The 19481-nt window shown below is 71.4% G+C and carries 15 protein-coding genes; 14 read left to right on the plus strand and 1 reads right to left on the minus strand.

Going from position 1 to position 19481, the window contains the following annotated elements; all coding sequences use genetic code 11:
* The first annotated feature begins 210 nt into the window (after nucleotides 1-210).
* The 5 genes from RN607_RS01730 (at nucleotide 211) to RN607_RS01750 (ending at nucleotide 7136) form a co-directional block, all read left to right on the plus strand.
* Nucleotides 211-1752, plus strand: coding sequence for an MFS transporter (locus RN607_RS01730; protein ID WP_313499205.1), 1542 nt, complete (start codon nucleotides 211-213; stop codon nucleotides 1750-1752).
* Entirely contained in the window at nucleotides 1749-3203 is a 1455-nt protein-coding gene (locus RN607_RS01735; RefSeq protein WP_313499207.1) for a M20/M25/M40 family metallo-hydrolase, read from the plus strand. The genes RN607_RS01730 and RN607_RS01735 overlap by 4 nt, the downstream gene beginning before the upstream one ends.
* A gap of 158 nt (nucleotides 3204-3361) precedes the next feature.
* On the plus strand, nucleotides 3362-4942 hold the full coding sequence (locus RN607_RS01740; RefSeq protein WP_313499209.1) for a DUF7059 domain-containing protein: 1581 nt from the start codon (nucleotides 3362-3364) through the stop codon (nucleotides 4940-4942).
* Nucleotides 4943-5088: 146 nt separating this feature from the next.
* Nucleotides 5089-6168 carry an anaerobic ribonucleoside-triphosphate reductase activating protein gene (locus RN607_RS01745; RefSeq protein WP_313499211.1) on the plus strand — a complete coding sequence of 360 codons (1080 nt, stop codon included), beginning with the start codon at nucleotides 5089-5091 and terminating at the stop codon, nucleotides 6166-6168.
* A 269-nt stretch (nucleotides 6169-6437) separates the two neighbouring features.
* A complete protein-coding gene (locus RN607_RS01750) occupies nucleotides 6438-7136 on the plus strand; it encodes a hypothetical protein (protein WP_313499214.1) in 699 nt (232 codons plus the stop codon).
* Nucleotides 7137-7287: 151 nt separating this feature from the next.
* On the opposite strand, the gene RN607_RS01755 is transcribed toward RN607_RS01750, so the two are convergent.
* A complete protein-coding gene (locus RN607_RS01755) occupies nucleotides 7288-8112 on the minus strand; it encodes an inositol monophosphatase family protein (RefSeq protein ID WP_313543909.1) in 825 nt (274 codons plus the stop codon).
* Nucleotides 8113-8333: 221 nt separating this feature from the next.
* On the opposite strand from RN607_RS01755, the gene topA reads away from it, so the two are divergent.
* From topA to RN607_RS01800, 9 genes are all read left to right on the plus strand, one after another.
* Entirely contained in the window at nucleotides 8334-11015 is a 2682-nt protein-coding gene (gene topA / locus RN607_RS01760) for a type I DNA topoisomerase (RefSeq protein ID WP_313543910.1), read from the plus strand.
* Nucleotides 11015-11233, plus strand: coding sequence for a hypothetical protein (locus RN607_RS01765; RefSeq protein WP_313543911.1), 219 nt, complete (start codon nucleotides 11015-11017; stop codon nucleotides 11231-11233). The genes topA and RN607_RS01765 overlap by 1 nt, the downstream gene beginning before the upstream one ends.
* Before the next feature lie 82 nt (nucleotides 11234-11315).
* Nucleotides 11316-12071 carry a sigma factor-like helix-turn-helix DNA-binding protein gene (locus RN607_RS01770; RefSeq protein WP_313543912.1) on the plus strand — a complete coding sequence of 252 codons (756 nt, stop codon included), beginning with the start codon at nucleotides 11316-11318 and terminating at the stop codon, nucleotides 12069-12071.
* On the plus strand, nucleotides 12068-13969 hold the full coding sequence (locus RN607_RS01775; RefSeq protein ID WP_313543913.1) for a hypothetical protein: 1902 nt from the start codon (nucleotides 12068-12070) through the stop codon (nucleotides 13967-13969). Before RN607_RS01770 ends, RN607_RS01775 begins: the two co-directional genes overlap by 4 nt.
* 123 nt (nucleotides 13970-14092) lie before the next feature.
* Nucleotides 14093-14866: an ABC transporter ATP-binding protein gene (locus RN607_RS01780; RefSeq protein WP_313543915.1), complete on the plus strand. Its 774-nt coding sequence runs from the start codon at nucleotides 14093-14095 to the stop codon at nucleotides 14864-14866.
* A complete protein-coding gene (locus tag RN607_RS01785) occupies nucleotides 14848-16422 on the plus strand; it encodes a hypothetical protein (RefSeq protein WP_313543916.1) in 1575 nt (524 codons plus the stop codon). The genes RN607_RS01780 and RN607_RS01785 overlap by 19 nt, the downstream gene beginning before the upstream one ends.
* Nucleotides 16423-16459: 37 nt before the next feature.
* A complete protein-coding gene (locus RN607_RS01790; protein WP_313543918.1) occupies nucleotides 16460-17482 on the plus strand; it encodes a Gfo/Idh/MocA family protein in 1023 nt (340 codons plus the stop codon).
* 88 nt (nucleotides 17483-17570) lie between these two features.
* Nucleotides 17571-18233, plus strand: a complete 663-nt coding sequence (gene tmk, locus RN607_RS01795; RefSeq protein ID WP_313543920.1) for a dTMP kinase — start codon at nucleotides 17571-17573, stop codon at nucleotides 18231-18233.
* Entirely contained in the window at nucleotides 18230-19438 is a 1209-nt protein-coding gene (locus tag RN607_RS01800) for a DNA polymerase III subunit delta' (RefSeq protein ID WP_313499243.1), read from the plus strand. Before tmk ends, RN607_RS01800 begins: the two co-directional genes overlap by 4 nt.
* Nucleotides 19439-19481: the final 43 nt, after the last annotated feature.

A 19481-nucleotide genomic window follows, 5' to 3' on the forward strand; every position in this document is an offset into this window, starting at 1 on the left:
CACCCGACAGTGCGAACCAACCCGGCGCGCGCCGCGTCGGCGTGTTGACCGGCGACGCGGGGTGTCGCCCGCGTTTCGGACCCCAGATTGGTTCGAACTGTCGGGAGGAGAGGGAGAAGTCGGCGTGGAGACCGGTTCAATCGGGCCGACCCTCCGACATTCTCAAAGCTTGGACACACGTCCGAAACCCGGCGATGGAAGGATGCCGCCATGTCCCGTTCCCGTGCTCCACTCGCCGGAGTCGTCGGCGCCCTCGTGGTGGTCGAGGCGACCTCCGGCGTCCTCCAGGGCTACTACACGCCCCTCCTGTCCGACGTGGCACGCCACCTCGGCATCCACGACGCCGACGTCAACTGGTTCGAGGCGTCGCAGCTGCTGCTGAGCGCGATCGTCGTGCCGCTGCTGGCGCGCCTGGGCGACATGATCGGCCACCGCAAGGTGCTCATCGGGTCCCTGATCGTGACCGCGGCCGCCTCGTGGGGCGTGGCGTTCGCGCCGTCGTTCTGGCTGTTCACGCTGCTGTGGGCGCTCCAGGGCTTCTACGTGGTGTGGCTGCCCATGAACGTGTCGATCATCCACGCGCGCGCCCGCAAGCACCCGAACACCGCGGAGCTCACCAGCAAGGGCGCCGGCCTCATCGTCGTCGCGCTGCAGGCAGGCGCGATCGGCGGTGCGCTCGTCGCGGGCCAGCTGGGCGGCCTGATCCCGCTGCACCTCACGCTCGCAGTGCCTGCGGTGCTCGTCACGGTCGCGCTGCTCGTGGTGATCCTCAAGGTCGAGGACCCGGGCGTCCGCGCGGGCGGCAGGGTCGACTCCTCGGGGACCGTGCTGCTCTCGCTGTCGCTGCTCGCGATCACCGGCGGCCTGGCGCTGGCGCGCGTCAACGGGTTCACCCTGTGGGTATGGGCGATGGTGCTCGTCGGCGCCGCGCTGATGTGGTGGTTCGTCCAGGTGGAGCGGCGCAAGGACGACCCTGTCATCGACATGCACCTCATCACCCGGCCCACGCTGTGGCCGGTGATCCTCACCTCCGCCCTGTTCGGCGTCTCGGTGCTGGGCGCGCAGGGGCCGCTGTCCACCTTCGCGGGCACGGACCCGACGGAGGTGGGCTACGGGCTGGGTCTCGACTCGGCATCCCGGTCGTACCTGATCGGCGCCTATGTGCTGTCGCTCCTGGTGGGCGCGGGCCTGTACGCGCGGATCTCCAAGGCCCTCCAGCCTCGCAGGGTGCTGATCGCCGCCGCGACGCTCGTGGGCGCCGGCTACCTGCTGCTGGTGCCCCTGCACGGCGGCGTGCCGACCGTGACCGCGCTGATGATCGTGGCCGGCCTCGGCTCGGGCGCGCTCGTCGCGGCGCTGCCTGCCACCGCCGCGGCCGCCGCGCCTCCGCACCAGACCGGCGTGGCCACCGGCCTGACCAACACGACGAAGACCTTGGGGGGCGCCTTCGCGTCCGCCGTCTTCGCGCTCGCGCTCGCGAACGGCGTCGACTCGGAGACGACCACGGCCGCGTCGCTCAGCGGCTATCAGACGGTGTGGGCCATCTGCGGCGTCACGGCGTTCGTGGCCGTCGGCGCCCTGCTGACCGTGCCGAAGGTGGCGTTCACGTCCGCCGACCCGGATGCGCGGGGTCTCGACGAGTCCCCCGAGGCGCTGGCGCTGGAGGCCGTGGGGCACGACGTGGTGGTGTCGGACGCGAAGGTCGTACGCTCCGAGGAGTCCCCCGATCCTGAGCAGGAGGGCGGCCGATGAGCGCGGAGGACGTGCTCGGGTCCGGTTCCGGCCCCGAGGGGTACGGCGAGCAGCCCGTCGGCGCGTCCGTCGCCGGGACGTGGACCCCGGGCGACGAGGTCGCGAGCGCGAAGGACGCCCATGCGACCGCAGCCCGCCTCGCGGCGCTCGTGCGGATCCCGACCGTCACCCCGCAGAGCACCACAGGGCACTCCGAGGAGGAGGCCAGGGTCTTCGCCCGCCTCCATTCCGCGCTCACCGCGCTGTACCCGCGCGTGTTCGCCCACGATCCGGAGGTGGTGGGCCGGGCCGGCCTGCTCCTCCGCGTCCCCGGCGCCTCCGCCGATGACCCCGTGGTGCTCATGGCGCACCAGGACGTGGTCCCGGTCCCTGCGGACTGGCAGGCCGAGGGCTGGGAGCATCCGCCCTTCGACGGGGTGATCGAGGACGGGTGGGTCCACGGTCGCGGCACGCTCGACGACAAGGGCGCGCTGACCGTGATGCTTGACGCCGTCGAGTCCCTGCTCGCCGAGGGGTGGACCCCCGCGCGGGACCTTCACCTGCTCATGAGCGCCGACGAGGAGTCGTACGGAAGGTGCGCGGTGGAGGGCACCGCGGTGCTCGAGCAGCGTGGAGTGACTCCCTGGCTGGTGCTCGACGAGGGCGGGGCCGTGACAGTCGGCGCCTTCCCTGGCCTGGAGCGGGAGGCGGCGGTCATCGGGGTCTCGGAGAAGGGGATCGCGACGGTGCGCCTCACGGTCGAGTCCGGCGGAGGCCACGCCTCGACCCCGCCCAAGGAGTCCGCGCCCGGCATCCTCGCGAGGGCCCTCGACGCGATCGAGAGGCACCCGCACCCGTCGTCCCTCAACGACGTGTCGGTGGAGATGTTCCAGACGGTGGGCCCCGAGGTGGAGGGGCGTCTGGGTGGCGTGCTGAGTCGCGCGGGCCTGCTGCGGCCGCTGCTGACGCGGGTGCTGCCCGGAGTGAGCCCGGAGATGGCGGCGATGGTGCGCACCACCACCGCCATCACGCAGCTGCAGGGAAGCCCCGGTCACAACGTGCTCGCCACCAGCGCCTCGGCGATCCTCAACATGCGGGTCGCGGTGGGGAGCACGGTCGCGCAGGCGGTCGCCCACATCCGCCGCACGGTGAAGGACGATCGGGTGCGGATCGATGTGGTCGAGTCCTCCGAGCCGTCGCCGGTGTCGCCCAGCGGCGACGACGCGAGGTGGCTGGCGCTGAAGGATGCGGTCGCCGCGGCGTACCCGGACGCGATCACCATGCCGTACGTGATGCTCGCCGCCTCCGACGCTCGCCACGTGGCCAGGATCGCGCCCGCCGTCTACAGGTTCGCACCGCTGCGCATGAGCTCCGCGCAGCGTGCGGCGGTCCACGGGCCGAACGAGAAGGTGGAGGTCGAGTCGCTCGGCCGCGGCGTCGCGTTCTACCGTGCGCTTCTCACTGGCCTCTGACCGGCCCTCGTCCCCACTGCGAACCATCCCGATCGCGACGCGTCGTGCGAGTCGGCGAGGCGGTCGAATCGCCCGGCGCGTCGACCTGAGATTGGTTCAGACCGTCGGTGCGGAGGTCGGCGGGCGTCGCTCCCGGGCGCGCGGGTAGGCTCGCGGGCGTGAGCGATCTCCACCGCGACAGGCCCGTCACGCTGGCCGACGACCTGGCCCCGCGCCTGCGCGATGCCCTTGCCGGATGGACGGTCGACGCCGTGGCCGACGCGCTGGGTGACCGTGCGATCCGCGCGATGAGCCGTGAGCAGACGGTGCCTGCGCTTGTCGCGGCGCGAGCGTTGGGCGACGCGCCTGTGGCGCTGCTGACCAGGCTCTTCATCCTGGGCGACGAGCTCACGCGGGACCAGGCGGACCGTGCGCTGGGGGAGTTCGGGGTGGCGCAGGCCATCGCGTCGGGCCTTCTGGCAGCCGCTGGCCAGGGCGGGGACGACGCCGTGCGAGCCCTGGTCGACCTGCGTCCCACGGCGGTCGCGGGATCCGACGGCGAGGCGACCGTCGACTGGTGGGTCGCGTCGGACCAGGGCGAGGCGGTCACCGGCAGGCGGCTGGCAGGCGACCACGTGCTCGGTGTCGGTGGTGCTTCCGCGACTCTCGCCGGAGCGACGATGCGCACCCCTGTGGATCGGGTGCTCGACCTGGGAACCGGATGCGGCATCCAGGCGCTGCATGCCTCGACGCACGCCCGAGCGATCGTCGCCACCGACATCTCGCGCCGGGCGCTCAACTTCGCCGCGTTCAACCATGCGCTCAACGCGCCTGCGGCGCATTGGGACCTGCGCGAGGGATCGATGCTCGAGCCTGTCGTGGGCGAGCTGTTCGACCTGGTGGTGTCCAACCCCCCGTTCGTGATCACCCCGCCCGGCACGCCCAGCTTCGAGTACCGCGACGGCGGTCATGGCGGTGACGGCCTGGTCGCGTCGCTGATGCGTCACGTCGGATCGGTGCTCGCGCCCGGCGGCGTCGCGCAGCACCTGGGCAACTGGGAGATCGGGAGGGGCGCCGCGTGGGACGAGCGGCTCGAGTCCTGGTTGGACGCGTCCCAGGTGCCGCTCGACGCGTGGATCATCCAGCGCGACCTGCTCGACGCCGCGGAGTACGCCGAGACGTGGCTGCGCGACGCGGGGGTCACGCCGGAGCGGGACCGTGCCGGGTTCCGCGCCGCCTACGAGGCGTACCTCGCCGACTTCGATGCGAGGCGGGTCGAGGCGATCGGCTTCGGTGTGGTCACGCTTCGCAGGCCCGCCTCGGGCCGCCCGACGCTGCGACGGCTCGAGGAGCACGAGGGCGCCGTCGCCGGGCCGCTGGGAGCGCACCTCGCGTCGGCCCTGGCGGCCCACGACTGGCAGGTCGGGCGCGCGGACGACGCGCTGCTCGAGGAGCGCTACGTCGTGGCCCCCGATGTGACGAAGGAGACCTACGGTCGCGCCACGGAGCATGAGCCGGAGCACATCCTGATCCGTCAGGGCGGTGGCCTCGGCAGGTCCGTGCGGGCGGATACCGCGCTTGCGGGCTTCGTCTCCACCTGCGACGGTGAGCTGACGGCGGGCCAGATCGCGGGCGCGCTCGCCGCCTTGCTCGACGTGCCGATGGGAGCCATGGCGGCGGGCATCGCCACTGCGCTCAGGGATCTGGTCGTGGACGGGTTCCTCGCGCCGGCGTCTGCCCTGCAACCGGCGCGCGTCTAGGTCCGACTGCCCAGATCGGTGGCCTGTCACCGAACGACAATGAGGGCGTCGGCGGGCGCCTGAGCGCCGTCCGACGGGTCTCGTGGCGGCCGTCGCGAGGCGTCCCGCATCGCGTCCCCGACGCCGTTCCACAGGAGTACCCGATCATGGCGCTCGATCCGCTTCAGGTCACCGACATCACCGACGACGCCTGCTGCGGAGGCGGCCACGGCGACGGCTCCTGCAGGGCCGACGGTCGCGGCGGGCGCGGCGGCGAATGCAAGGGAGAGGGTCGTGACCAGGGAGCGTGCTGCGAGGAGGACGCCGCCGCGTCGAACGCGGAGGACCACTCCGATGCGCTGCCGCTCCGTCCGCTCCACCGGCCGGTGTTCACCGAAGGGTGGAGCGCGCCGCTGCCGTCGGGCGAGCTGACCTTCGAGGAGGTCTGCCTGAAGGCGCGTGGTGGCGACGAGCAGCGGGAGCCCGCCTTCCAGGTCCCGCACGCCGACAGACCTCGCGCCTCCGCCGCGGACGCCGCACGTCAGGGCTTCGGCGAGGGCTTCGATCCCCGCTACCTCGCGATCGCGGCGCTGAGCGCTCCGAACGTCGCGGACTGGCCGGGCCATCTCGCCTCCACCGTCCTCCTGCAGGGCTGCCCGTGGCGCTGCACCTACTGCTTCAACACCGATCTGCAGGACTCCCGCAAGGGTGGCGCGGTCGAGTGGGAGTCCGTGGAACGCGAGCTGCGGGCGCGCCGCGACTCGACGGACGCCGTGGTCTTCTCCGGCGGGGAGCCGACGAGGCAGGGAGCCCTGGCCGACGCGATGCGGATCGTGAAGGAGATGGGCTACAAGGTCGGACTCCAAACCGCGGGCGCCTTCCCTGGGCGGCTGGAGCTCGCGCTGCAGCACTGCGACTGGGTGGCGCTCGACATCAAGGCGACGCCGGACGGCTACACCGCGATCACGCGCACCGGCATGGCGGGACGGCGCGCGTATGCGGCGCTCGACATCGTGCGCGACTCGGGCGTGCCCTTCGAGGTCCGCCTGACGGTCGACCCGGTGACCCACTCTCGTCAGGACATACTCGACACCGTCGCCGAGATCGAGCGTCGCACCGGCAGGGCGCCGGTGCTGCAGGAGGTCCGTTCCGCGGGCACCAGCGCCACGTACGCAGCGGAGCTCGCGGACCGTTGCCTGGCCGATGTGCTGGAGCCTGGCGACCTCCCGGAGCTCGTCCGCCGCTGACCTTCGCTGTCGCAAGGCCCCCGTCCTGTCAGGGCGGGGGCCTTGCGCGTGCTCCGGCTCTGCGGGGAGCGTCGTCCCAGGTGTGGGCCCGTATGCCCGCCAGGGTATCGACTCTCCTGACATGCGTACTCCACGTCCGACGATGCGGCCCGAAGGTCCCAGGAATTAGTTGATTTGTCAGGAAGTAGGTCCTTAGTAGACGTGTCAACAGGGTGGAACCGTAGGTGTCACAAGGAAGTAGACACCCCCGGAAGGAACCCCCGATCATCATGGTCAAGAAGCTCAACATCCTCGGCGCATTCCTCGCGCTCGTCGGCGCGTTCTTCGTCGCTGCCGGCCTCTTCGCCTACTCGCAGGTCGCGGCCGGCCAGCACTCGCTGGACTCGTTCGCCGCCGCGGAGAACGTCCAGCTCTCGTACGACGAGAACGGCAACCTTCTCAACCACGGTGACGCCACCGAGGGCCAGGACGTGCTGAACCTGCTCGAGAACGACTGGGGCTACTCGGTCGTCCAGTCCGACCTCAACCCGAACGACCCGGTCGTCAACACCGCGACCGAGTACATGGTCCAGATGGCCGCCATCGCGTACGACGTGCTCAACATGAACATCACCGTGACGCCGTCCGAGGACACCGAGTACAACGGCCAGGCGCTCACCGCCGGCCAGAGCTACGACATTCCCGTCGACGGCCGCTACTGGGCGGACTTCGACTACACCAACCCGATCGACCAGCAGGTCCGTGCGGGCGCCTGGAGCGGCACCGCCCACGCCCTCATCGCCGAGCTCGGCGTCGGCTCCGTGACCGCCTCGACCCTGCAGCTCGGCACGGGCATCTCCGCCTTCATCGGCGGCCTGGGCCTCGTGTTCATCGTCCTGGGAGCCGCGGCGGTGTGGTTCGCCGCGGGCATCAAGAAGGAGTCGGCCGCCGCGGTGGTCGCCGACGACAAGGAGCTGGTCAACGCGTAAGCGTCAGCACTCTCTCAGAGGAGGGGTCCCGGTTCGCCGGGGCCCCTCCTTGCGTGCGCCCGGACGCCGACGGCCACGGACCTGCCACGACCTTCGGACCTGCCACGACCTTCGGACCTGCCAGCCTCGGCGCTGCGCCGAGCGCAAGAGGTCAGCGCACCGGCAGGACGCCGGCGATCCGCTCCCAGACCGACGGGTGCGCGGTGAGGATGCCCGCGCGCACGTCGCCTCCGGGCAGGTACTCAGAACCGTCGGGACGTGCGGCCGTGAGCCCCGCCTCCTGGCAGATCAGCGCGCCGGGCGCGTGGTCCCAGGGGAGCGTGCGGGTGAACGCCACGTAGTCGGTGACGCCGGTCACCACGTCCAGGTAGTCCCATGCCGCGCAGAAGCGGATCGGCTTGGACGGGCCGAGCGACTCCGCCGCCGCGTGAAGCTCGTCGGCGTCGCCAGGATGGAACTTCGAGGCGATCGCGCCGCGCAGCGATGCAGGGTCCGTCGGGGCAGGCGTCGTGAGCCGCTCTCCGTCCAGGAAGGCGCCGACTCCTCGGGCCGCATGCGCCTCGCGGCCCACCGCCGGATACGTGATCCATGAGGCCACCGTGCGGCCGTCGTCGATCAGCGCCACCATGCAGCCGAACGCCTCGGTTCCCGCCACGAAGTTGCGCGTGCCGTCGACAGGGTCGACCACCCACACCGCTCCCGCTCCGTCCACCAGCTCGAGCAGCGTGGCGTCCTTCGCGGTCGCCTCCTCGCCCACCACCGGCACGTCCACCAGGTCGCGCAGCGCGGCGGTGATCATCCGCTCGGCCGCTTCGTCGGCATCGGTCACCAGGTCCCATTCGGAGGACTTGGTGCGGATCTCGTGATCCTCCAGTGCGCGCCACCGTGGCATGACCTCCGCCTCCGTGGCGGCGTTCATGGCGGCGAGGACCGCCTGGGACAGCTGCGGGGTGATCGTGTCAGAGGGAAGGCTCACGCCCCCCATCGTGACACGGAATGCGCGCCGGGCCCCAGGACCTCCTGAGCGCTCCAGGGCGGGCCGGACACGCGTCGTCCCCAGCCCTCGAGCGCGGAGCGCCCCTTCGGGGCGGACCCGCTGCCCGGTCGCGCGGTCCCAGACCGTATGTATATTGAGTGCGTTCCGACCCCCCGCGGGCCGCGTATCCACCGACATCCCGTCAAGGCAAGGCAGGTCCGATGCCCCGCAAGCTCGTCATCGTCGAGTCGCCCACCAAGTCGCGCACCATCGGCGGCTATCTGGGCGACGACTACGACGTGGTCTCCAGCGTCGGCCATATCCGCGACCTTGCGGAGAAGTCGGAGCTTCCGGACGACGTCAAGAAGTCGCCTGCAGGCGAGTTCTCCATCGACATCGACGGCGGCTTCACGCCCTTCTACCGGGTGGACCCGGGCAAGAAGAAGGTCGTCGCGGACATGAAGAAGCGTCTCAAGGACGCCGACGAGCTGTACCTGGCCACTGATGAGGACCGCGAGGGGGAGGCGATCGCCTGGCACCTGCTCGAGGTCCTCAAGCCCAAGGTGCCGGTCAAGCGTCTGGCCTTCCACGAGATCACCAAGGAGGGGATCGCGCGGGCCCTCCAGTCGCCCCGCGAGGTCGACATGGAGCTGGTGGAGGCCCAGGAGGCCCGCCGCATCCTCGACCGACTGTACGGCTACTCCGTGTCGCCGGTGCTGTGGCGCAAGATCCAGGGCGGGCTGTCCGCCGGGCGCGTGCAGTCGATCGCGCTGCGCCTGGTCGTGGACCGCGAGCGGGAGCGCATCGCGTTCCGTTCCGCCGAGTACTGGGACCTGCAGGCCACCTTCACCGCCCAGGCGGGCCCCGACGCGGGCCGGGCCTTCGTCGCGCGTCTCACGACCGTGGACGGCAAGCGGGTCGCGTCCGGCAAGGACTTCGACGACCGTGGCGCGCTCAAGGGCTCCACCGTGGTGCACCTCACCGCCGCGGCAGCCGGAGCGTTGGCCGCGGGCCTCGCCTCCGCCGAGTTCAAGGTCGCAGGCGTCGACTCGAAGCCGTACAAGCGCCGTCCTGCGGCGCCGTTCATCACCTCCACCCTGATCCAGGAGGCGAGCCGCAAGCTCCGGCTGGGTGCCCGAGACACGATGCGCGTGGCGCAGGGCCTGTACGAGCGCGGCTACATCACCTATATGCGCTCCGACTCGCCGGGCCTGTCCGGTGAGGCGACGCGCGCCGCCCGTTCGCAGGCGCTCGAGCTCTTCGGCTCCGACGCCGTCGCACCCACGGCCCGTGTCTACGCGTCGAAGGACTCCAACGCTCAGGAGGCGCACGAGGCGATCCGCCCGTCGGGCGATGTGTTCCGCACCCCGGATCAGCTCCGCGCAGAGCTGCGCGGCGACGAGTTCCGCATGTACGAGATGATCTGGAAGCGCACCATCGCCTCCCAGATGGCCGACGCGGTCGGCACCACCTCCACGGTGCGCCTCGCCGCCACGAGCGCCGAGCATCACGCGGTCGAGTTCTCCAAGTCCGGCACGATCATCACGCAGCCCGGCTTCCTCGCCGTCTACGAGGAGTCGCGTGAGAAGGCCCGCTACGAGGAGGACGACGCGGTCGACAAGGCCGACGACGACCGCCTGCCCCAGCTCACCGAGGGCCAGCCCGTGGATGTCGCGGACCTGCAGCCGCTGACGCACGCGACGACGCCGCCCCCGCGATTCACGCAGGGCTCCATGATCAAGGAGCTCGAGGACCGCAAGTTCGGCCGTCCGTCCACGTACGCGTCGATGGTGGACCTCATCATCTCCCGCGGCTATGTGCGGGTCGACAAGCAGGCGCTGGTGCCCACGTGGCTCGCTTTCGCGATCATCCGCCTTCTCGAGGAGCACTTCGGCTGGCTGGTCGACTACGACTTCACGGCCGACATGGAGGAGGACCTGGACCGGATCGCGCAGGGTGACATGGCCCGCGTGGACTGGCTCACCCGGTTCTACTTCGGCACCGAGGGCGCCGCCGAGGGCCGCGCCGAGGGGCTGAAGAACCTCGTGGACAACCTGGGCGACATCGACGCGCGCGCCATCAACACCTTCCAGATCGGCGACGGCATCGAGCTGCGCGTCGGCCGCTACGGCCCGTACATCCAGCGCCCCAAGGAGGGTGGCGAGGAAGGGGAGATGGACACGGCGTCCGTCCCCGAGGACCTCGCTCCCGACGAGCTCACCGTGGCGAGGGCTGGAGAGCTGTTCGAGAACCAGGGGGGCGACGAGCGTGCGCTCGGCACCCACCCTGACCTGGGCACGGAGATCATCGCGAAGGCGGGCCGCTTCGGACCGTACGTCACCGAGGTGCTGCCGGAGGGGTCCAAGGCCAAGCCGAGGACCGCGTCGCTGTTCAAGTCGATGGACCTCGCGACCGTCACCCTCGAGGATGCCGTCAAGCTCATGGAGCTGCCTCGCGTGGTCGGCAAGGACCCCGAGTCGAACGAGGAGATCACCGCCCAGAACGGTCGCTACGGCCCGTACCTGAAGAAGGGCACCGACTCCCGGACCATCGACTCCGAGGATCAGCTGCTGTCCATCACGCTCGACGAGGCGCTCGCCATCTACGCGCAGCCCAAGCGTGGCCGTGGCCGTACCGCCAAGCCGCCGCTCAAGGAGCTGGGAGTCGACCCGGTGTCCGAGAAGCCGATCGTCGTGAAGGAAGGCCGCTTCGGCGAGTACATCACCGACGGCGTCACCAACATCACGATCCCCCGCGGCACGACCGTCGACGAGCTCACCCACGAGCGCGCCGTCGAGCTGCTGCAGGAGAAGCGCGAGAAGGCTCCCGCGAAGAAGACCGCAGCGCGCAAGCCTGCGGCCCGCAAGACGACGACGCGCAAGGCCGCGCCCAAGAAGAAGTGATGGGCCGCAGGCTCGTCTGGGCGATGGCCGCACTGCTGGCCGCCGGACTCGACGTGCTGCTCTGGACCAGGACGAGCACGCTGTGCGATGTCGACTCCGCCGGTCACGAGGTGTGCAGGGCGGGCCCCGTCATGGGCGTGCCCGGAGGCGTGCTCGCCACCTTCTTCCTGACGGTGATCGTCCTCTTCAGCCTCACGCGGGTGTTCCGCCGCAAGTAGCCGTGAGTCCAGGTCGGAGGTCGTGAGCGCTCGACCTGCGCGTGCCCGGCCGTTCCGCCTACCCTGAACGGGGAGGGCTGAGGTGTCGGTCGAGCACGGTGAGGTGTTCGCCCAGTCGCTTCCGCGGCTGAGCGGGTACGCCTACGCGCTCACCGGGTCGCACGCGGCGGCCAAGGACCTCGTGACGGCTGCGATGCTGCGCGTCCTCACGTTCCACCTGCGCCCCTTGCGACCGGCTGCGGCGGAGGCGCGTGCCATGCGCGAGATCCGACGGCTGCACCTCGCGGGTCCCCGCAGGCAGGCGCGGTGGAGCGTGGCGACCGAGCGCATCCGAGCCGAGGACGGCGAGCGTCGCGCGACTCGATCCGCTGCCGCGCCTGCGGATCGTGCAGCAGCAGCGCCGGCGGCCTCGTCGACACCGGAACAGCCGGACCCGTCGATCTTCGCGCCACCACGGCATGCGCTCCGAGACGACGGTGGGGAGACGGCTCGCGTGAGGGACGCGGAGGGGAACGCCGCCGACGAGGCGCGCAAGGTGTCGCACGAGGGGCCGGTCCGGTCGCAGGCGGTGGCTCCGCCGCCGCCCCGCCTGCCGGAGTCGAGCACGAGCACGCCGTTCGCGCAGGCGCTCGACGCGCTCTCGCCGGTGGTGAGGACCGCGGCGGCGATGCGCCACATCGAGGGCCTCGACGTCGCATCCGTCGCGCGCTCGATGAAGGTCTCGGAGCGCACCGTCGAGATCTGGTGGGAGGAGGCGCGCGCGGTGCTCGCGCCCGTGCTCGGCGTCGACTCGGAGCGTGAGCTCGACGTCGTCCAGGTGAAGGGCGCCGGCTCATGAGGCGCTTCGAGGAGGCGTTCCAGGACGCGGTCGACGCGTCGGGGACCGAGGTCGCGCGAGCGCTGCGCGAACCGGCAAGGGTCGACGCGCTGAGGAGCCGCGCGGCGAGGGAGAGGCGGCGGCTCACGTTCGGCACGGTCGGTGCGCTCCTCCTGGCCGGGGTGGTCGCGGGCGTGGTGACCGCGCCCGGAGGTGATCGTCCCGAGCCGTTCCAGGCGGCATCCGCGACGGTGCAGACGTCCGAGCTCGATGCGGCCGTCTCGGCGGAGACTGCCGTGGGACCGGAGGCGCTGACGGTCGGCGGAGACACGCACGCGTGCGGCGACGAGTGGACCCTCGACCAGGGCGTGGTGGTCCATGCCCGGCAGGTCCTGGCGATCGGCGCCGCGCTGATCCAGACGAGGACCGTCCTCGAGGACGTCGACCCCGAGGTCTCCGCCGCGGCTGCCGCCGGGTTCTCCACGTGGGGCATCCGGTGGGAGTCGTCGGTGAGGCTCGCGCCGGGTGACGCGGGTGCCGGCTTGCGGCTCGTCACCGAGAGCTTCGCGATCCTCGGCGGGGTGGTCGTCGGGTGGATGCCGGCGGTCGGTGCCTCGTCGGAGGCGGTGGATGCGCACGGGATCAAGGTGCTGCCGTCCTCGGTGCCGGCGCCGGTGCCTGGCTCGTGCGGGACCGGTGCGGACTCGCGCTACGCCGCGGCCGGCACCGTCATCGCGGTGGTGGCTCAGGTGCAGGACGCGGAAGGATCGCCGGTGGCCACGTGGGTCGAGATGTCCGGCGACGCGCTCACGGGGCCGACGCGGGTGGCGGGCGTCTCGCTCGCGTGCGGTGACGCGTTGCCGTCGCACCTGCCGGGGGATCTGTGGCCTGCGGCGGTCGGCGAAGGGGGCGATGTGGCGTCGGCGCAGCGCACGCGGATCGTGGGGCGTGTGACGTCGCTCCTGGAGGACCAGGCCTCGCCGGCTGATGGCGTCGTGCATGCGGACCCCGCCGTGGTGCAGCTGCGGTTGGTGCAAGGCGAGCCCGGCCTGGACTACTACGCGACGGCGGTCATGGTCGACCAGGGGCGGATCGTCGCGGCCGTGCCGGTGACGGTCTATCCGAACGCGTCGGACAGCTGGGAGATCGGGACCCGGCTCGACGGAGCGATGCCTCTGAGGCCGCGGAGCTGCCTGACGGGCGTCCCGAGCGGAGGGGTGGACCCTCAGGTGCGCGGCGCGGCGGACGGCGCCGGCTCGTACGAGGTGCACGCGGTCGTGGTCGCCGTCGACCCGCTCGGACGCGTGGTCGGCCACTGGTTCGATCCCGCGGGCCTGCCCGCGCAGGTCGTCGAGATGTTGGTGGCGGACGACGTGCCGGGACCCGAGTGGCAGATGGTCGAGTCGCCCGCGGCGGCGGCCCTCTGGGATGCGCCGCCGGCGTGCGGAGACGTGATGGTGGACACCATCACCGGGAACTTCACCGACCGTACGGTGCGAGGGCTCGCGGTGCAGGCGAGGGCGTTCGTCGTCGATGACACGCTTCACGTGGAGAGCTCCCCGACGGAGTCGGTCGCGGGCCTGACGCCGCTGTACGTCGAGGTCGCGCTGGACCGCCTGCGGGACGGGGTCACGTACGAGGTCTCCGCGGTGACGATCCGCAGCGGGGTCGTGGTCGGGGTGACCGACGTGCCGTACGTGGTGGGCGATCTGGGACGCCTGCCGTCGGAGTACGCGCAGGGGTGGACGATCGCGGGACCCGTGGCTCCCGGGGTGTGCGCGCGAGGGGCCGTGAGCGCTGACGTCGAGGGCATCGCTGTCGTGCATCTGACGGTGCGAGCGCTCTCCGGCGGTGAGGTGTGGGGCGCGTGGTTCGATCCGACCGGAGGTGGGCTCGCGCGCGTCGACTTCCTGTCGTGACGCCAGCGGATGCCGTCCACAGGTGACGTGCGGGTCCGCGCGGCGGGTCTACGCTGGGCTGACATCGTGCGACGCGGTTCAGGGAGGGGCGGCGCGTCGAACGGTCGAGCATCAGGGGGACTCATGGGTGAAGTTGTCGTGGACGCTGTCGTGGCGCGCGGCCTGTACAAGGCGTTCGAGGGACGATTCGCCGTCGACGGCATGGACCTGACGGTCCCGCGCGGAAGCTTCTATGGCATCGCGGGGCCGAACGGCGCCGGCAAGACGACGGCCCTGCGCATGATCATCGGGGTGCTGAAGCCCGATGGCGGCGACGTTGTCGTGGACGGGGTGCCTGTGTGGCCTGACACCCGCGCGGCGAAGCGTCGCCTGGGGTTCGTGGCGGACAACCCTGCGATGTTCGAACGGCTGTCCGGACGCGAGATGCTCGAGTACGCGGCGCTGCTGCACGGGCTCGACCCGGTGGAGGCCGACCGGCGCGCGAGCGAGCTGCTGCAGGTGCTGGACCTCACGGCCGACCAGGGCCGGATGATCGCCGACTACTCGCTCGGCATGCGCAAGCGTATGGGCCTGGCCGTGGCGTTGCTGCACAGCCCGGCGGTGCTGATCCTCGACGAGCCGTTCGGCTCCCTGGACCCGGTCAACACACAGGTGATGGAGGAGCTGCTTCAGCGCTATCGGGCGCGCGGAGGCACCGTCGTGTTCTCGAGCCACGTGATGGACGTCGTGGAGCGGCTGTGCGATCGCATGGTGGTCATGGCCGACGGGCGGGCGCGCGTCGAGGGCACGGTCGCGGACGTGCGGGGCGCGGCGCCCACCCTCCAGCAGGCGTTCGTGGACCTCGTCGGCGGTCGCGATCTCGGTGAGGGGGAGCTGTCGTGGTTGCAGTCCTCGTAAGGCTGCGACGCACGATCCGGCGGAGCTTCGTGAAGGACCCTGCGCTCTACTGGGGGTACTGGACGCTGGCGGCCATCGTCGGCGTGGCGATGGCGGCGGCCCTCGCCGCGCTCGTCTCCGCCGCCTCCTCGGGACCGCAGGGCGCCGCAGGCGTCGGGGCGGAGTCGCTTCTCGCGTTCATCCTCGTGGTGTGGGTGCTCGTCCCCTTGACCGTGCCGTCGCTCCAGGATCAGCTCGTGGAACCCGACAGGCTGGCGCTGTTCCCGCTCAGCGCCCCGCAGAGGATGGTCGGGCTCGCCGCCGGCGTCATGGCCTCGCCGACCGCGCTGCTTTCGTTCCTCGCCGCGTCGGGTCCGATCGCCGCGTGGGGCATGCCGTGGTGGGGACGGCTCGCGTCGCCGCTCGTCGCGTTCGTGTTCGCCGCGACGTGCATCGCGGTGTCCCGCGCTCTCCAGACGTTCTTCGCAGGCACGCTCGGCGGCCGTCGCGGCCGGGATGTGTCGGTCCTGCTTGCCGCCGTCCTCACCGTCGGCTTCTACGTCGCCATGCAGGTGGTGCCTGCGATGCTCGCCGATGCGGCGATGTCCCAGCGCGGTGCGCCGGCGCTGGACGTGCTCAGCGATGCGACGGGCTGGCTCCCCGGAGGTGCGTCCGCGCGGGTGATGCTCGACCTTCGGGTGGACGACGCGACCGGGGCGTCGCTGCACATGCTCGTGGCGCTCGCATGGCTCGCGCTGTTCGCAGGGATCTGGGTGTGGGCGCTGTCCCGTCACTCGCGTGGCACGACCGCCGGTGGCCGGGCCGAGGCGCGCAGCCGCGCGCGAGTGGGCCTGAGCCTGCCGCCGCTGGCGCTGAGGTGGATGCGGCCGTCGCCGGAGATGGCCGCGGCCTCGCAGCACCTGCGGTACATGCGCCGTCACCCCCGGGTGGCGCAGCAGGTCCTCATCGGCATCGGCGTCGGCGTGTTCGTGGCGAATCCGCTCTGCAGCCCGGGCTGGCTGGGAGTCGGGGCGATGGCGTACGCGTCGTATGCGATGGTGCTGCTCGGTGGGGGCCTCTTCAACTTCGACGGGCCAGGGATCGGCTTCCTGAACGTCGTGGGAGCCGACCTGCGGGCGCTGCTCCGTGCGAAGTCGGCCGTCGTGCTCTGGCTCGCAGTGCTCGTGGCGGTCGTGTTCCTCGGGGTGGAGGCCGTGGTGCGGGGCACGGTGCACGAGGTTCCTGCCGCCATCCTGTACGCGGTCGGCGGCGCGATGTGGACCTCTGCAGGAGCGACCCTCACCGCGGCGCGCTTCGCGTTCGATGGTGAGAAGGCGTCGTCCCAGCGGTTCGTCGCGGTCGGCCCAGCGTTCGCGACGCTCGGCTGGGTGATCGCAGGCACGATCGTTGCCGCGCTTCTCTACGGCCTGGTAGATGCGTGGATACCGCGAGAGGTCACCGGCGTCCTGATGGTCGCGGTCGGCGCGCTGGTGTACCGCGTCTCCCTGCGCGCCGGGGCCCGGGCCCTGCATCGGGATCCGGGCCTCGTCCTCGACCGCATCCCTGCGCGCGCGTGACCTTCGGTGCCGCTGATCGGGGTCTAGGGTGTTGCCCATGAGTGCACCGCTGCCCATGTCCGCGCCCGCCTTCCGTTGGGGGATCCTCGGTGCGGGAGGAATCGCCCACAAGCTGGCCGACGCCATCACGCATTACACGAAGTCGGAGGTGGTCGCCGTCGCCGCCGCCTCCGGACTCGAGAGAGCGCAGGCGTTCGCCGCCGAGACCGGCGTGCCGACGGCGTACGGCAGCTACGAGGAGCTCGTCGCCGATCCTGACGTCGACATCGTCTACGTGGCCACCACGCACAACAACCACCACGGGCCGGCGCTGCTGGCGATCGAGGCGGGCAAGCACGTGATGGTCGAGAAGGCGTTCACGCAGAACGAGAGGCAGGCGCGGCTCGTGGTCGACGCGGCGCGCGCCAAGGGCGTGTTCGTCATGGAGGCCATGTGGGCGCGGCACCTTCCCCACATGTACGCCCTGCGCGAGGCGATCGCGCGCGGAGAGATCGGCGAGGTCATCTCCGTCCAGGCGGACCACGGTCAGCCGATCTCGCACATCGAGCGCATGCGCAACCCCGCCCTCGCGGGCGGTGCGCTGCTGGACCTCGGCGTGTACCCCATCTCGTTCGCCCACGACATCCTTGGCGTCCCTGATGCGATCACCGCGGTCGGACGGCTGACGGACACCGGTGTCGACGGTCAGGTCTCGATGGTCTTCGACTACCCGAGCATGGGGGCGCAGGCGTCGCTCACCACCACGATGGAGGGCAAGACCCCCTGCATGGCGCTGATCGGTGGCACCGAGGGCTACATCGAGATCGACGGCACCTTCTACAACCCGACGACCTTCCGGGTGGTCCGCCTCGACGGCACCATGTGGGAGTACGACGGCACCGCTCCGAACGGCTTCCAGTTCGAGGCCGCCGAGGTGGCGCGGTGCGTCGCCGCGGGACTCACCGAGTCTCCGATCCAGCCGCTCGAGCAGTCGTTGGAGATCATGCGGATCATGGACGAGGTGCGCAACCAGATCGGCCTCATCTACCCCGACGAGCATGGCGGGCCCGGCGAGCGGTAGGCGTCCACTGCGTCGTCCAGGGCCGCGGTCTCACCCTCGGGACCCTCGGCCGACTCATGGTGTCGGTCGTCCCAGGTAGGTTTGCCCCATGAAGACGGGCCTTTTCGTGGTGTTCGAGGGGGGCGACGGCGTCGGCAAGACGACCCAGCTGGAGCGGCTGGCGGAGGCGATGCGCTCTGCGGGCCGTGAGGTGGTCGTGACGCGGGAGCCGGGCGGCACCCAGCTGGGTCTGCACCTGCGCCAGCTGATCATGCACGGCGACCATGTCGCGCCACGTGCCGAGGCGCTGCTCTACGCGGCCGATCGCGCGCACCATGTGGAATCTGTCGTCAAGCCTGCCCTCGCGCGCGGGGCGGTGGTGCTGCAGGACCGCTTCATCGACTCGTCGATCGTGTACCAGGGCGGCGCCAGGGGGCTGGGCAACGAGGTGGAGCGCATCTCACGCTGGGCCACCGACGGGCTGCTCCCCGACCTGACCGTGGTGCTCGACATGGCGCCCGACACGTCGCGGATGGACCGCCATCTCGACCGCGTGGAGCGTGAGACGGTCGAGCATGCGGAGCAGATCCGCCAGGGCTTCCTGTTCCTCGCGCAGCGCGATCCGCGTCGTTACGCCGTCATCGATGCGGCGCGCCCGGTGGGCGAGGTCTTCCACGATGTCTTCGCGGCTGCGCGGGCCGCGCTGCGACGCAAGCGCGAGATCATCTCAGGCGCGCGGACGCCGATCCCGCCGTCCCCGGTGACGCCATGATCGAGGACGCCTCCGAGGACCTTGGCACGGCCGTGGCCGACCCGCAGCACGCTCCGGCGGTCGCAGGCGTGTGGACCGAGGTGGTGGGTCAGGGCGATGCGACCGCACCGTTGAGGGCGGCGGCCGCGCATGCCTCCGCCATGACGCACGCGTGGCTCGTCACCGGACCGCCGGGCTCGGGACGGTCCCAGGCGGCGCGGGCGTTCGCAGCGGCTCTCCAGTGCCCGAACGGCGGCTGCGGCGAGTGCCGGGAATGCGTGACGTCGCTCAGCGGCGCGCATGCGGACGTCACGGTGGTCGCCACGGAGAAGGTGACCATCGCGATCGACGAGGTGCGCGAGCTCGTGTCATTGGCGCAATCGTCACCCAGCCAGGGCCGCTGGCGCGTCATCATCGTCGAGGACGCGGACCGCATGACGGAGCGCACCTCGAACCTGCTTCTCAAGTCCATCGAGGAGCCGCCGCCCCGCACCGTCTGGGTGCTGTGCGCGCCCTCTGCGGACGACGTGGTGGTCACCATCCGCTCCCGCTGCCGCGTGGTGGGGCTCCGAGTGCCCGATGCGGAGGTGGTAGCCCGCCTGCTGGTCGAGCGCGACGGGGTGGACCCCGAGCTGGCGCTCGAGTGCGCGTACGCCGCGCAGAGCCATATCGGCATCGCGCGTCGACTGGCTCGCGACCCGCAGGCGCGGGCGCGCCGCGACCAGGTGCTGGCGCTCGCCACCGAGATCAGGGGCGTGGGCGATGCCGTGCTCGCGGCCGCGGACCTGGTCCAGGTCGCGGACGACGACGCGAGGGCCGCGACCGAGGAGCGCGACGCACAGGAGCGGAACGAGCTGCTGCGCATGCTCGGAGCGGACGACGGAGGGCGTCTGCCGCCTGCGCTGCGCTCGCAGGTGAAGCAGCTCGAGGAGGATCAGAAGCGCCGCGCCACCCGTCACAAGCGCGACGTCCTGGATCGCGCCATCGTGGACCTCATGAGCATGTACCGCGATGTCGCGGTGGTGCAGGTGGGCTCTGGCGTGCCGCTGGTCAATGCGACTCATCGCGGTCACGTCGAGCAGCTCGCGGCTCGCGGCACCATGCAGGACACGGTGCGGGTGCTCGACGCTCTTGCGCTGACGCGCGAGCGTCTGGCGGGGAACGTGGCGCCGTTGCTGGCGGTCGAGGCGATGCTGCTCGCGCTCCGTCCACAGCCCGCACGCTGAGCACGTCGGGCGGCGTGTCGCGCGGTCGGCTGTGGGCGGTCAT

The organism is Demequina capsici (genome assembly GCF_032102965.1).
GTDB classification, from domain to species: Bacteria; Actinomycetota; Actinomycetes; order Actinomycetales; family Demequinaceae; genus Demequina; species Demequina capsici.